We start from the raw sequence: 15071 nt of genomic DNA on the forward strand, positions 1-15071 counted from the left end.
ATCCCAAGGAGCACTAGTTACATCACAAAGCTAACTCAATCAAAGAGGGGATTGGGGATTTCCGCAGGACACTCATATCCGCGACATTTGTGTTCCCCCTTGCGATCCTTCCGTTCTCGTTCCAAAAAAAGCTTGATAAGAAACGTACATTTTGTAGTTATAGCCTCTAGATTGAACGCTCGCCACGAGGACCCTCATGCAATCCAATATCCAGGCTGCCCTCCCCTCGCACCGCAAGCTTTATTATGGTGGCGGATGGCACGAGTCTCTGACGGGTTTGAGCGAAGAGGTTTTCGATCCTGCTACCGGAGCAAGTCTTGGCATCACCGCGATTGCAGGTAAGGCGGATGTTGACGCCGCTGTAGACGCCGCACAGGCAGGCTTCCGAGAGTGGCGACAAACAAAGTTGCAAGATCGGGTCGCACTTTTGCGCAAGGCGGCAGCAATCATCAGAGCCAATGCCGAGCGGATAACTCTGACAGATTCTGTCGATTCTGGTGGCCCATACAAGCGGATGATTAAGGACGCCGAATCCGGAGCCGCCACCTTCGAGTTCTTCGCAGGACTTGCGACGGAAGCAAAGGGAACCACTATCCCCTTCAGTGCAGATTCAATCAACTACACGGTGAGGGAGCCCCTCGGCGTGGTCGTGCGTATCAATGCGTATAACCATCCATTTCTGTTTGCCGCCCAACGCGCAGCCGCCCCGCTCGTTTCGGGTAACGCAATTATTATGAAACCGCCCGCCCAGGCGCCACTGTCCACGCTGCTGTTTGCAGAACTGGTTGGCGACCTGTTTCCACCCGGGGTATTCACGGTTTTGCCGGGAGGACTCGAATGCGGCCAAGCGCTTGTCGAGCACCCGAAAGTCGCCATGGTTGGCTTGATCGGGTCGGTCGCCACAGGAAAGGCCATCGCTCGCTCCGCGGCCGGGACGTTAAAGAAACTCAGTCTCGAACTAGGGGGCAAAAATGCTTTGATAGCCTTTCCCGATGCAGACCCCGCGAAGGTCGCAGCTGGCGCGGTCCAGGGCATGAATTTTACATGGTGTGGCCAGTCCTGCGGTTCGACGTCTCGTGTTTTCCTGCATGAGAGTATTTACGACGAGGTCATTGGGCACATCGTGGCATCCGTGTCGAAACTCACGGCCGGCATTCCATCCGACCCGGACACGGACATGGGATGCCTCGTCAGTGCAGAGCAATTGGCAAAGACAGAGCGTTACGTTGAGTACGGCAAGGAGGACGGAGCGACGCTGATCTTCGGTGGTAAGAGGCCAGAGGATCCCCGGCTTTCTGGAGGCTTCTTCTACCTTCCGACAATTTTCAAAGATGTCTCGCCGTCCATGCGAATTGCGCGCGAAGAGATTTTTGGTCCGGTAATGTCCATCATTCGCTGGTCTGACGAAGAGAGCCTGTTCCAGGCTGTAAACGAATCAGAGCTGGGGTTGACCGCCTCGATCTGGACCGAAAACCTGAGTACCGCCCACCGTGCGGCCGCAAGGGTCGAGGCTGGGTATATTTGGGTCAACGGCTCGAGCACGCATTTCCTTGGCGCGCCATTCGGTGGTTACAAGCAGTCCGGCCTCGGACGGGAGGAATCCATCGAGGAACTTCTTGCATGCACTCAGCTCAAGAATGTCAACATTGCTTTCTGATGGGTTCGGGGGCGACCCGCAATATGGATGCGGGTCTTCCTACGAACGCCGACAAATCAACGCACGTTCACTTCCACGGTGATTTGATGGTGCTCGACAATGGGTCCAAATCGCGACGACATGTCAGCGTCCTTGGTTGAATGTCCGTCGCCAGTCGACCTGGATAAGTTTCGGATACAAACTGACATTGTTGTCCGCAGCGACTCGGCCCTATTTGCTCACTCGGTCTCGCCAGGGGACGCCAGAGAGCCGCACTGTTCAAGGCGACGCCGACCGGGATCCGGTGCCTCCGGTGAGAGCGAAGGCGCCAAGATGGATGTAGGATGTAGGCACCCTAACGGCAGTGCAAATCCTCCGAGTTCAGAAGCTGGCGTACTGTGCAATTTGCCGATGCCACGGTCGACTGCTTTGCTGGTCAGCTGGAGCCGTGCAGGCGCGACCGAGGAAAATGACGAGGAATGTGAACAGTTCGCGAAGTTGGCAGTGAGCCTCCAACAGCGCCGATCACCAGCACGATGACCAATCCGCAACTACCGCTACGGAAAGGGCACGTCGGCTCAGGGTCTGTGCGAATAAATTATACCCAGACCTCACTCCGGTTATCGGCGCCGGCATTCGCATGAGATTGGAGGCCGCCCTTCTACTTGAATACCTGCGGCCACTTCTGCCGGATTCCTTGGGCCTCTTGGATGCCAAGCGCTGTGGTGGGCGCGTAGGTGCCCAGCTGCTGAAACGGAATGCAGGCATCGATGATCATTTTCGAATGTGAGGTCAAACCAATATCCCGATGCGCTGGGGGGATGCGAGGATCGAGCGAAGAGCTCCAAGCGTTCCGGATAATGTCCACATCCTCAGACGGTTCGGCTCTCGTGGTTATGGCCCACATTACGTCATTGAGACTTGTGGGATCGATATCTTCATCGACCACGACCACTAGACGCCCCATATAGCTATGCGCGGCCGCAATGAGCGCTGCGCGCTTAGCATGACCGGCGTAGCGCTGCCGGATTGCGACGACTGTCATCAGTTGCGAAACGTGCTGCCAAGCTCCTACTACGTCGGTGACACCAGCTGCTTCCAGGTTGCTCCAGATGCTGGCAGCACGGAACGACAATCCGAAATGGAAGCGTGGTGGCTTCAAAGGCGGAGAGCCGAAAAGTATTGGATCGTTGCGAAAGTAAGTGGCGTCCACCTCCATCACCGGGCCTGGTCGAGAATCGGCCGCGTAGTAGCCGGTGAACTCCCCGAACGGCCCTTCTGGAAGGCTTTCAACAGCCATCGGCAGTAATCGCCCTTCAAGGACTATCTCCGCCCGTGCGGGGATCGGAAGGCCAGTAAGCGGCCCCTTGAACACCTCTACCGGCGCTCCGCGGATGGCGCCCGCAAAGTCAAGTTCCGATGCTCCCTCCGGGAGATACTCAAAGCCAGCGATAAACAGTGATGGGTCCTGGCCATTGACGACGGCCACGGGGCAGGCCTGGCCGCGATCCCAATATTTCTTCGAAATGATCGCACCATGACGTCCGTTGTGATCGAATTGAATAGTGACGCGATTTCGACTGTGGACTTGGACGCGGTAGATCGAGCAGTTGACCCAGCCAGTATCGGGGTCTTGCGTCAGGACGACGCTGCCAGACCCGATATAGGGGCCCCCGTCCAGCTTGTGCCAGACTGGGCTTGGGAAACGAGAGAGGTCAACATCCTGGCCACGCGCTTCGTTTTCCAGAACTGGGATGTCTTTAGTCTCTACAGGCGCGATCGGCTTCAAGCTCGTGCGTCGAGTTTTCCAAAGCTTCAGTGCTTCCAGTGCTGGCAGGTTGTAATCTATGCCAAGGGCCAGCGCTGCTCTCCGCGCACTGACCGTTGCGTTGGTGAAAACGCGGTTGCCAGTCGCCTGGCCGGGAATGTCGTTGAACAAAAGGGCTGGACAGCTTGCGTCGCCGGCAGCGACTTCGGTGATAGCGCCTATCTCATGCATAAGGGATGCGCCTGAAACGCGCCGGAGATCGCCTATGTCGTCCACCAACCCAATGAATTCGCGAAGATCTCGGTAGGCAACATTCATGGCGAGCCCCTATCAGACAAATGATGCATGTGCAGTGGTTCAGATGCCCTATTTGGCAGGGTCAACCTGCAACGGCGACGCGTCGACTCCCCAAGCCGCATTGAAAGACAATGATGTGGCAGTCCCGTTGGCGGGGCACAGCAGACACCGCGTTGGCGGCTATGGTGGGCAGCGTGTCGCGTACCTACCATCCGTGCGGCCACATCGCGTTGTCTGGAATTGTTTCCGAACCCACTGGGGGCGCGAGATGCCGATAAGTACCGCCGTGGAAAAGGAGGGGATCGGTCCCGGCTTCGGAGTTGCGAGTTGCGGCAAGAACACGCCCGAGAAGGATAATATGGTCCCCTCCATCGTAGCGCGCGTAGACTTCGCATTCAAACCACATCAGCGCTCCCCCGATCAGGGGAACGTTGATCACATTAGCCTCACGGATTTCGACTCCGCTCCATTTATCCGCCATGCTCCTGGCAAACCGGCTAGAAAGCTCGGACTGCGCCCGCGCCAAGATGCTTACGCCGAACCGGTCAGTCGCGTTCCAGGCTTCCAATGCCCGAGCCGTCCGCGCAATGCTGAACGACACAAGCGGAGGGACAAGCGAAACCGAGTTGAACGAACTAACAGTCGCACCGATCATCTCGTCGCCGACGCAGGTGGTAACGATCGCAACACCCGTCGCGAACGTCGCGAAAGCATTCCGAAGTTCCCGGCCGTCCTCTAACGTGACGGGCTGGCCGCTTCGTTTGTGCGAAGGCCCTGAGGCCTGGAGTGAACTAATCGAGGGCAAGAGCTTTGTCCACCAAGTTAGTTGCGCGGCGCATGTCGTAGCTTCGCAGCATATTCTGCTTAACAATGAACGACGCGCCGCCGTAGAACTTCTCGTACTGTTGATGCCGGTTACCAAACTCAGAGCCGACGAAGTCCCACGCCAGCCGCATTAGCCGAATGCGATCGCGAGCAGACGTTATTCCGGACGCCATGTAGCGCTCAATATCGGAGGCAGTCTCCGGGCTGTCGAGATCTTTCACCGAGGAAGGCATGGTGATCATCGCTGCACCGGTCAGCTCTTTCACCACCTCTATCATGCGGGGGTTGATCTCAGATTGAAGCGCCATCACCGAATAAAGCGCCGCTGGATCAGGCCACATGAAACCGCGCTCATCATAGGTCGCTGTGGTCTCCTGCGCTTCCAGCATCTTCTCCACGATCGACACCAGGGCTGTCAGTTCTCCCATCTGTACCATCACAGGCGGAAGCCCTGAGTTACCGGTAGTTTCGTTCATTCGCTGCAGCAAGCCGACCATAAAGCGGAGCTTGGTCGCGTAGCGAGCCTGCGCCTGAAGGTTGCCATAAAGATGCGAGGGTGTCTTCCACCACTGGTCGCGACACACCTCAATGTTGCGATAGATGAACACTTCTTCCCACGGCACGAACACGTTGTCCAACACCACAAAACAATCAGATTCATCGAACCGGCTCGTAAGCGGATAGTCGAAGGTATTGGTAGCTTGCAGAGCGAAGGGACGCCGAGGATAGAGCTTCAGACCTGGAGCGTTCATGGGTATGGCGACGCCAATGGCGTAGTTCTCGTCACCCGCCTGAAGTGGGTGAATGCAGCTTAGGTAAAGGTAGTCAGAATAAACCCCGGCAGTAGCCAATTGCTGGGCGCCGGAAATCACGATCCCGCCATCCTTCTCCTTCACGACACCTGCGTAGAGAGTGGGATCACTTTGTTTGTGCGCCGGCTTAGACCGGTCGATCTGCGGCGGCACAATGGCGTAGGTCGCCCAAAGGTGATTTTCGCGCAGCTTTTCGTAGAAAGAAACCACGCGCTCGCCGTATTCCTTGCCGCCGGCTGCGAAAACTTCCGGAAGTGCCGCATAGCCGCAGAAGAAACCAGATACGTGGTCGGGTGACCTGCCGATCATCCCAAACGAGGCCTCAGACCACGTTTCAGACGCCAATCGCCGTGCCTTAAGATCCGCGTGGCTCTTAGGAATTTGATAAGCGCGCAACACGCGGTTGCCAGAGGTCGGCGACACGAAAGTCATCCGCTCCTCCATCGCAGGGTCAGAGGCGATGTCGAATAGCCGAGCAGCCGACCTTGCCCCTTCCGCGAAAGCAGGATGCGTCGTGACGTCACGAACACGTTCGCCATCAACGAAGACGGCGCGACCGTCCCGAAGCGAGTTTAGATACTCCTCACCCGTTCGCATGCTCCTTGAAGACTGAGCCTTTGCGGCGTCGATGGCATGGAGACCAGGATTCATCGAATGCACTCCTACTTGATTGATCTAATTAGATACATACATATTGTAGCTATTTTGGTCAAGCAGAATTTTTGGCGACCCGCTTTCCTATCTCTCGGTCTGCGGGGTGCCCTGATTGCAAATAGGACCCGCCTGTCAGGTTCGCCCGGAATCCCGCTCTTTGAAGACATTGAGCTTGCGATACTCAGTAAGGCACTCCACCACGACGCATTTACCATCGCGAACCATTGGGATCGCCTCACTCAGCGCTGCCAGATACTCGTCGTAGCTAGTAATGGGTCCAATACCTATTGCTCCGAAGCCTTTCGCAACAGAAACAATCTCGCATGACGGGTCCACCAGGCTCATTGCCACGCCGGCGTTCTCCGTGGGACGATTACGAAGTTCCGCCATTCGGACTTGATGATGCTCATCGCTGAGGAAACTTCTGTTGTTGTTGACCACAATCAGGCTTGGAATGCGGTATTTGGCGGCCGTCCAAATCGCCGAGGAGCCTGCAAGAAATTCTCCGTCACCTATGACTGCGACGGGGAGCTGGCCATTTTTGCTGACAACGATCGCACTGCCGATCGCTACGGGAACCATCATGCCGACGGCGCCGCCAGCTTCTCCGGACAGGTCGAGGCTCAAACCCGTCCCGAGTTTCATCACACCAGGCGCTTGGCGACGCGAATTGCCGACAGTGATACAGTACGGTTCATTCGCCAGCTGTTCCGCCAAGCCCGTCCAAAGTGATGTCTCGGTCAGCCGTTGCCCTGCACGGTTCGAGGCTATTAGCGCCGCTTGTCGTGCAGATAGCTCGGCCTTGAACGCCCTTAGTTGAGTACGCCGGCCCTCTACCCGAGCTCCCGACGACGTATCGGCTTCAATTTTGGCTTTACAGCATCGCAGGAGCTCTGGGAGGGCCGTTGCCGGAGAAGCGAGGATAGGTAGGTCTACAGCTGGCAGGGCTTGATATTCGGCGGTAAAGCCGCGATGTAGCAGCTCATCGCTCGAGATGTTGATGATCTTAACACCTGCGGGCAGGTCGGCCGTTTCGCCGGCCAAATCCGTACAATCGAGCGCAAGAACGACGTCCGCCTTCGACAAAATCGCCTTCTCGTCTCCGGTGAAATCAAGGTCGTGCGGACTAGGAAAGCTCCTCCATGCCCAGCCCTGGTCAAGGACAGGCATGGCGAGCATCTCCGCAAGATCCACCAACGCCTTGCTCGAAGTCTCGTCTCGTCCGGACCGGTCGGCAATAGCGACGGGAAATCGACTCTTGCAGAGCCAAGAGGCTGCTTGTTCAACCAGTTCAGGAGGTGGAAACGGCGATGCAGCGGGCGCGAAACGGGTCTGATCCGGCAGAACAAAATCACTTGGGACCGGTGCCTCCTGAATATCAGTGGAAACACAGACATAGACAGGGCCTGGCGGTTCCTGCCGCGCAATGCGATTTGCCCTGAGAAGAGCTTCTGTAAGAGCTGCGAACGAGGCGGGCTGATCATCCCATTTCGTGAAGTCGCGGACCAGATTGCCCTGAACGTTTGCCGTATGCATGCCGTCAATCAGCGGCCGTCGCTTCGCGGCGTCTACGGGTCCCGTGCTGCCGATGATGAGCATAGGGCTCCGGTCGATCCAACTGTCGAAAATTCCCATGGAGCCGGCCAAGAGACCGACGACATTATGCAAGATGACCCCCATGGGCTTGCCGGAGGCCCTGGCGTAACCGCGGGCGATGCCCACGGCGGAATTCTCATGAATGCACAGAAGAAGACCTGGATCCTTATTCCCTATGTGGTTGACGAACGAGTCTTGCATTCCCCGGAAGGATGCACCGGGCATTACAGCAACGTATTCGATGTCCATTCGGTGCAGCATTGCAGCGACGACATCCGACCCCCACTCCGGCCCGTCTTTCGACGGGCCGGACTTGATGACGGACTCAAGCATTATAGTTTTTTGCACGTTAAAACCTATCTACATACCTAAAAAGCAATGACTAACTAAAGCTCGAGTTTGCCAGATCAACCTGGGTTTCCAGCGACACACGAAGGTCGAATGCCGACTGAGCCACCCACAGCTTGTCGATAAAGAACGGCACGATCAGTCCGGATTCTTCGGCGACGAGGCGCAAAGCCTCCTGAAAAAGGCTTTTTTGCTTCGCTTCATCCAGCGTAGCCAGGGCCCCGGCAACCAGATCATGCAACTTGGGGCTTTTGAACCGAGATTCGTTCACATGGGAGTCCTCGCCGTAGGTGATCGGAAGCCGGTCTGCTGCGTGGCGGGTTGTCCAGTAGGTCACATACATCGCCCCATGCAGCCAGACTTGATCCCAATAAGTCGAAGGCGGGTGCTGCTTGACGGTTACTCTAATTCCAGCCGGGGCAACGATGCCCGCAAAGGCAACGGCAAGATCAACCATTCCTCCGAACGATTCCGACGTTCCCAATTCGATATCGATACCGTTGGGATATCCGGCTTCCGCGAGCAGCCTTTTCGACAGTTCAATATCCTGCGAGTGATCTACGTCTGAAGGATATAAGGGATCCGTTGGAGGCACGGGAATGTCGTTGCTGACTTCGCCATAGCCTAGATAGGAAAGGTCTAGTAGCTTCTTGCGGTCTATAGCGCGCTTGATTGCCATTTGAACACGCGGATCATTGAACGGCTTCTGAGTCGAATCCATGGCAATGCACATCATTCGATCAGCGGTGAGCCGTGCCAGCTTTACCTTGCTGTTGCCCTCAATCGTCCGAGCGAGCGAAGGTTGTATCGCATCACACGCGTCGAAATCGCCGGCAACCACTGCCTGCAACTTAGTCGCCTGCTCCGGGATTACAGAAACGCGAATACGCTCAATCTTCGACGCTCCACCATAATACTCGTCATTCCTTACAGCTTCCCAGCCCTTGCCAGGCGAATAACTGACAAGCTTAAATGGACCGCATCCGATGGCTTTGCTCAGGTCCGTTGTCCGCGTTTCGAAGCCGGTCGGAACGATCGCTGACTGCCTCGTGCCGAAAGTAAGCGGAAGGAACGCGTCGGGTCGCAACAGGCCGATCGAGATCTCGTGATCGTTTTTCACCACGATACGCTTGGGATCAATCGAGGGCGCAAGCCGCGCAAAAAGATCTGAGCCGACATTTTTATCAATCAGGCGGCGGATCGTATACTCGACATCCGCAGCGGTGAACGGGCGGCCGTCATGCCACTTGACGTCCTTTCGAAGATAGAATGTCCATTCGGTCGCGTCGCTGTTGGGCTCCCAGCGCTCCGCAAGATGTGGCGTTAGCTTATATGTCGCATCATAACGAACCAGATGATCGTAAACCACGCCGACGACGACATGTGAATTGGTTATTTCAGACAGCGCTGGATCAAGCGTTTCTTTGACCTGGGCATCGCCAATGGCGAGTTTGATCTCTGTTTTGCCGGCAGCGTGCGCCTGAGAGATTAGTGAATCTACGATGCTCAAAGGCGCTAGAGCACCTAGCGCAAGCATCATAGCGTGGCGTCGACTGATGTTCCAGCCGACAGCTTCCTGCTGCTTCTTCATGACCAGTTCCCCTGTTTTAGGACGGCCGAAACGCCGCCAATATTAATCTACCAGATTAACATATCTCTGTCATCTAAAATAGCACCTAAAATCGTACATATTCTGTCGGGAAACGCGTTGGCCGCGCGGGGGCCACAAGCGTCAGATGACAAGCTCTGTCACAACATCGACAAGAGCGGGGCGTCCGCTACGAACGATATCCATTGCTTTTCTCAAAGTGCTCTCTAGATCCTCCAGCCGTTCTATCGGGCCGAACGCCTCCAACCCGTATGATCGCGCCATAGCAGCGAAATCGATTTTCGGATCGGTGAAAACATTGCCCAGCAACGCATTTGCTTCAGCGCGGCCTCGTCGGGTCGCAACGCGCTGTCCGTGGGCCAGCGTATTTTTGTAAGCTCGGTTGTTGTCCATGATAATCAGCATGGGAAGATTTTGATTTGCGATTGTCCATAAAGCCGACGGGCAGAAAAGAAGGTCACCGTCGGAGATAACTGCAACTGGGACACTGCCGTCGCTAAGTCCAATAGCGCCGCCTATCGCGGCTCCTGGCATATAGCCACAGCCCCCTCCGCCCTCGCCGCCCAGATGCGCGCGGTGCTTGGTCATGTCGATCAGCTTTTTGTCCCACCCGTACATTGACCCAGTAACCAGGGTCCAATCGAGTTCAGAGAGGACCGTTTTCATAGTTGCGGCCAGAGTCGACAGTGAGATGCCCGTCTGTGTAGACACATCCTGGCGCCATTGCGCCCTCGCCTGATCGACTACGCCCTCGATCTGCGCGCGCCGGCGCCCGGATTGCTCGGCGACATCAGGAAAGTGAACGATCTCTTGGAGGATGGCCTTCAAGGCAGGCGCAGCCGCGGAGGTGACCTGCTCGCTGGCGCGCGGGAGCTTTAGGTAGTCCTGCGACCAAGAACGGATGCGTAAGTGCGCCGGGCTTATCCAGATCACTTCCGTCTCGGGACGGATATGGGGGAGAACGCGGCCGTCGCGATCTTCGACGTCGATCGCCAAGATCAGATCAGCTTGCGGCACTACTTTTTCTTCCAGATAGCTGAAATTGAGCCGGTGATTGGTCGGGAAGTTGAACCTCGCTCCGCAGTCGACTACCGGACACTCCAGTAACTCAGAAAGCTCACGAATCGAGTTGAAACCTTCAAGTGTCTCGCCAGCGAAATCGGTAACGATTACAGGTAGCGTAGCGCTTGCAAGACGGCTCGCAACAGATTGCGCATGCTCCCGACTGAGGGCCGGCGACGTCGGTGCGTTGTTTAGCTTGCGCCAGTGGGTAGACGCCGAACTTCCGATTGGGGCGTCCTGAACGGAAGTGTCGAAGCACACGTAGACCGGACCTTGCGGGACGGCTACCGAGGTCTGCCACGCCCGCCAAAAGCTCTCCGGCACCGACTCAACGTCGAGGGGCTGATCATCCCATTTTGTGTATTCTCTGATTTGCGCACCCTGATCATGCGCTGAATGGATCCAGTCGATCCATGGTCTACGTTCCTCCTTCGAGAGCGGGCCGGTACCACCAAGCACGATCATCGGCACTCGGTCGCACCAGGCGTCGAAGATGGCCATGGTCCCGTTCTGTAGACCGACGATGTTATGCAGAATGACGGCCATCGGCTTGCCCGTCGCTTTCGCATAAGCGTGTGCGGCAGCAACCGCGACGCCCTCCTGGGGACACATGATTGCCCTGAATTCGGACCCGAAATGGGCGAGCGAGTCGGTGATCCCTTTTACACTGAACCCGGGATTGAAGGTAATTGTATCGATGCCCGCCTCAAGAAGAAGCGACATCACCAAATCCGACCCATATTCAACAGATGTTCCCGTCAATTTATTTCCCCTTTGACCGATACACGCATTGGCGAGAACGCATTCTCATTATCTCCACACTGCAGATCAGGAATAGCCCGCAATAGCTCTCGCGAGTATTCCTGCAATGGGGAATTGAACAGCTGTTCTGTCGGCTGCTGTTCAACATCTTTTCCCAAATGCATCACCATGCACTTGTCAGCGAGAGATCTGATAACAGCCAAGTTGTGACTGACAAAAACAATGGCGGTGCCGCTTTTGTCCGAGAGATCTCTCAGAAGCTGCAAGACGTGGGCCTGAACCGATACGTCCAGGGCAGACGTGATTTCATCGCACAAGACGACCTTGGGCTTCGGTGCGAAGGCCCTAGCGATTGCAACACGTTGCTTCTGCCCACCGGAAAGCTCCGAGGGGTATCGATCCAGGATGCTAGTTGGGAGGGAGACCGATCGCATTGTCTCCACCACGATGTCATGCTGGTCAGATCGGCTGATCTTGCCTTCTCGGGCGAGGACCAGCGGACGCCGGATTAAGTCAAAAATGGTGTGCCTTGGGTTCAACGAAGTATCAGGATTCTGAAAGATGACCTGAATGCCGAACTTGGCAATCTTCGAACGCTTGCGGGCGGAGGCCGCAAGAACCTCTCCATCAAACTCGATCGAGCCGGAAAAAGGTTGAAGACCTGCGATTGCCCGCAGCAGTGTCGATTTTCCGCTCCCGCTCTCTCCAACGATGCCAATGATTTCCTTTGGCCGTAGCGTAAGCGAGACGTTGTTTACTGCTGGTTCTTTTTTGAAGAGATAATGGCACGAAATGTTACTCACCTTCAGGACCGGTGCAAGTGCGCTCAGGCCTGTTGCGCGTCCAGTATCGATCCGCGCCCTAGCCTGCTGGCCTTTCAGCGGGAACAGGCATTTAACAACGCCGCCGTCATTGCGCAAAAGATCGGGAATGTCTGTCTGTTCGCAAGCCTCGCGTTTGTAGGCGCAGCGATCAGAGAATGAGCACCGACCCAGTACAACGCTGGGGGGTGTCTGACCTGAGATCCCTTCGATCTTTGCGGGTATGCGAACGCTTGGAACTGCTCGGATCAAAGCGCTCGTATATGGGTGTTGCGGACGGTCAACGATCGCTGCAGTCGGACCATATTCAACCACACGCCCGTTGTACATTACCGCCAACTCGTCAGAGCATTCGCGCAGCAAAGCTAAATCATGGCTGACGTAGAGAGTGGCGACGTTATTCTCCGAGACCAACTCTCGGATGAGCGCCGAAATCCGAGCCTGGGTCGTAACATCCAGACCCGACGTTGGCTCATCAAGGAGCAGCAGGCGTGGTTTGCAGGCCATGGCCATCGCAATGCAGATGCGCTGGAGTTGTCCGCCGCTGAATTCATAAGAATAGCGACCAACAGCGCTCTCGGGATCTGGGATAGCAACAGATCTCAACAACTCAATGCATCGAGCGACAGCGTCGGCCTGGGAGATCGCGAAGTGCCGCCGGATCGTTTGAATGAATTGGTGACCGATGGTTGTAGCCGGGCTGAGGGCGCCATATGAGTCTTGGGAGACGTAAGCGATCTCCTTGCCCCAGATACCGCGCAGATCCTCTCGAGGCAGCACGAGAAGGTCGCGATCGCCCAGGAGTGCCTCTCCAGACGTGATTGCCACGTTGCTGCTTTTATAACCTATAGCAGCGAGTGCAGTGGTTGATTTGCCCGAACCTGATTCTCCAGCGAGACCAAGAACTTGACCCGCAAATAGCTTCAGGTCGACCTTCTCGACGACGTGGTTCAGTGTCCCCGACGATTGCCGGTAGGCAACAGACAAATTTCGGACGTCAAGGACCGCTGTCAAATCACTACTCTTCCGTTTTCGGAGGCTCCGACGACGCTCGCCAGTGCATCCGCGACAAGGTTGAACCCGACCGAGAGGATGGCGATAGCCAAACTGGGGGCCAAGGTTGCCCATGGATTGATGGAGATGAACCCTCTGGATTCGGCGACCATCAATCCCCAATCAGAGCTCGGCGGTTGAGCGCCGAGGCCCAGAAAACTCAGGGTAGCCACGAACAGAATTGAATAGGTAAGTCTGAGAGCGTACTCTGCTGAGGCAAGACCCATAACATTTGGGAAGACCTCACGAAGTAGAATCGCGAGAGTAGATTCGCCGCGCGCCTCGGCCGCCGCAACGTAGTCGTTCGTAATGATGCCCTGTGTGGCTCCGCGTATCACTCGGCCAATGCGAGGGATATAGACAATCGTCACCACAGCCACGAGGACCATTGGCGAAGTTCCCAGGGCACTAATTATAACAAGTGCTAGCAGCAGGGGCGGAACAGCGAGAAACAGATCAAATGTGCGAGTTATGAGCAGATCTGTTTTGCCCCCTTTGTAGGCGCCGTAGGTGCCGACACCGCCTCCAATGCAAAACGCCAGGGTGACGGCAACCAAAGGCACGAGCACAACTGTCCCGCCGCCGAAGAGGAGCCGGCTCAGGATATCCCGACCTAACTGATCAGTCCCAAAGAGATGAGCCAACGACGCGCGCTCAAGCGGCGCACCGACGCCGAGTTCGCTGTACGAATAGGGAGCGAACAGCGGGCCAAGCAGAATAACCAGGAAGATCAATGTGAGCGATGCTATTCCAACACGCCCCTGCACCGTGTGGAGCAGCGCGTGTTTGAAAATGGAAGACGGCTTGGCTGGTGCGTCCAGGGAACCCGTGACAGCGCCGCCCACTATAATCGTGCTCATGCACTACCCTTCCGCCTGCGCAGTTTCGGATTGAAATAGATCACCAGAAGATCGCAAACGAAGCTGATGGCGAGGAAAAGCGTGCCCATGACGACTGCTATCGCCTGCACCACGTTGGTGTCGCCGGAAGCCACAGCCTGGACGAGCAGCCGCCCAATGCCAGGAAATGCGAACACATTCTCGATGACGACTACCCCGCTAAGCAGATAGACGACATTGATGCCCACGGCGTTGACGAAGGGCACAGCCGCGCTGCGCATCGCATAGTCCCACAAGACAATGCTGCGACTCATGCCGCGCAGGATTGCGGCCTTGATAAAAGGCGCGCGTAGAGCTTCGGCAGCGGATGCGCGCGCGATACGACTCATATGCGGCACCATCACAACGACCAAGGTCAAAGTCGGCAAAACATAGGCTTGGATACGCTCCAGAACAGTCCCGTGGTCTGCGAGCGTGCTGTCGACCGGCACCAGGCCTAGGCACAGAGCAAATACGAACATCAATATAATGGCCACGACGAATTCTGGGATGCCGGCCAGGATCACTGTCAGGGAGAGAAGACCCACGTCCGTGGCAGTACCCCATTTCTTAGCCATCAAGAGCCCCAGCCAAACGGATATGGGCAGGGCGAGAGCGAGTGCGACAACTGAAAGCGCAAGGGTGTTGCTGATCCAAGGGATGACAACCTCGCTCACCGGCCGGTTGTTCACCGCGGACATTCCCCAGTCGAGGCGGACGAAGTGCCAGAGCCACGTCAGGAACCTGAATACCAATGGCTGGTCAAGCCCGTTCTGGATGATGAAATTGTTGATTGCGTCGGTGCTCGCTTCGCGGCCCAGCGCATTCATTGCCACTGCTTCAGGCGAACGAATACTGGTCGCGGCAAATGTCACGATACTGATTATAAGTAGCGCAAGCAAAGCCGAACCGACCTGCTTCAATGTTTCGCTTAATGCTCGCATCTGCAT

The 15071-nt window shown here is 56.3% G+C and carries 10 protein-coding genes; 1 reads left to right on the top strand and 9 read right to left on the bottom strand.

Annotation, left to right across the window (positions count from 1 at the left end):
• The first annotated feature begins 196 nt into the window (after positions 1–196).
• A complete protein-coding gene (locus EN850_RS28315; protein WP_135917431.1) occupies positions 197–1657 on the top strand; it encodes an aldehyde dehydrogenase family protein in 1461 nt (486 codons plus the stop codon).
• Between the two features lie 640 nt (positions 1658–2297).
• Here the strand turns inward: EN850_RS28315 and EN850_RS28320 are convergent.
• The 9 genes from EN850_RS28320 to EN850_RS28360 form a co-directional block, all read right to left on the bottom strand.
• Positions 2298–3722 (bottom strand): UbiD family decarboxylase, encoded by a 1425-nt coding sequence (locus tag EN850_RS28320; protein ID WP_135917429.1) that lies wholly within the window; start codon positions 3720–3722, stop codon positions 2298–2300.
• Positions 3723–3906: 184 nt separating this feature from the next.
• A complete protein-coding gene (locus EN850_RS28325; RefSeq protein WP_335930846.1) occupies positions 3907–4572 on the bottom strand; it encodes a flavin reductase family protein in 666 nt (221 codons plus the stop codon).
• Entirely contained in the window at positions 4493–5989 is a 1497-nt protein-coding gene (locus EN850_RS28330) for a 4-hydroxyphenylacetate 3-hydroxylase N-terminal domain-containing protein (protein WP_135906878.1), read from the bottom strand. Before EN850_RS28330 ends, EN850_RS28325 begins: the two co-directional genes overlap by 80 nt.
• 135 nt (positions 5990–6124) lie before the next feature.
• Positions 6125–7921, bottom strand: coding sequence for a thiamine pyrophosphate-binding protein (locus EN850_RS28335; protein WP_135932935.1), 1797 nt, complete (start codon positions 7919–7921; stop codon positions 6125–6127).
• 49 nt (positions 7922–7970) lie between these two features.
• Entirely contained in the window at positions 7971–9527 is a 1557-nt protein-coding gene (locus EN850_RS28340; protein ID WP_135917425.1) for an ABC transporter substrate-binding protein, read from the bottom strand.
• A 141-nt stretch (positions 9528–9668) separates the two neighbouring features.
• A complete protein-coding gene (locus EN850_RS28345; RefSeq protein ID WP_135932936.1) occupies positions 9669–11369 on the bottom strand; it encodes a thiamine pyrophosphate-binding protein in 1701 nt (566 codons plus the stop codon).
• Positions 11366–13204, bottom strand: coding sequence for an ABC transporter ATP-binding protein (locus tag EN850_RS28350; RefSeq protein ID WP_189522236.1), 1839 nt, complete (start codon positions 13202–13204; stop codon positions 11366–11368). The genes EN850_RS28345 and EN850_RS28350 overlap by 4 nt, the downstream gene beginning before the upstream one ends.
• Positions 13201–14103 (bottom strand): ABC transporter permease, encoded by a 903-nt coding sequence (locus EN850_RS28355; RefSeq protein ID WP_135880840.1) that lies wholly within the window; start codon positions 14101–14103, stop codon positions 13201–13203. The genes EN850_RS28350 and EN850_RS28355 overlap by 4 nt, the downstream gene beginning before the upstream one ends.
• Positions 14100–15071 (bottom strand): ABC transporter permease, encoded by a 972-nt coding sequence (locus EN850_RS28360; RefSeq protein WP_135880841.1) that lies wholly within the window; start codon positions 15069–15071, stop codon positions 14100–14102. The genes EN850_RS28355 and EN850_RS28360 overlap by 4 nt, the downstream gene beginning before the upstream one ends.

Origin of the sequence: Mesorhizobium sp. M8A.F.Ca.ET.207.01.1.1, assembly GCF_004794715.1 — a bacterium.
In the GTDB taxonomy this organism is placed as follows: Bacteria; Pseudomonadota; Alphaproteobacteria; order Rhizobiales; family Rhizobiaceae; genus Mesorhizobium.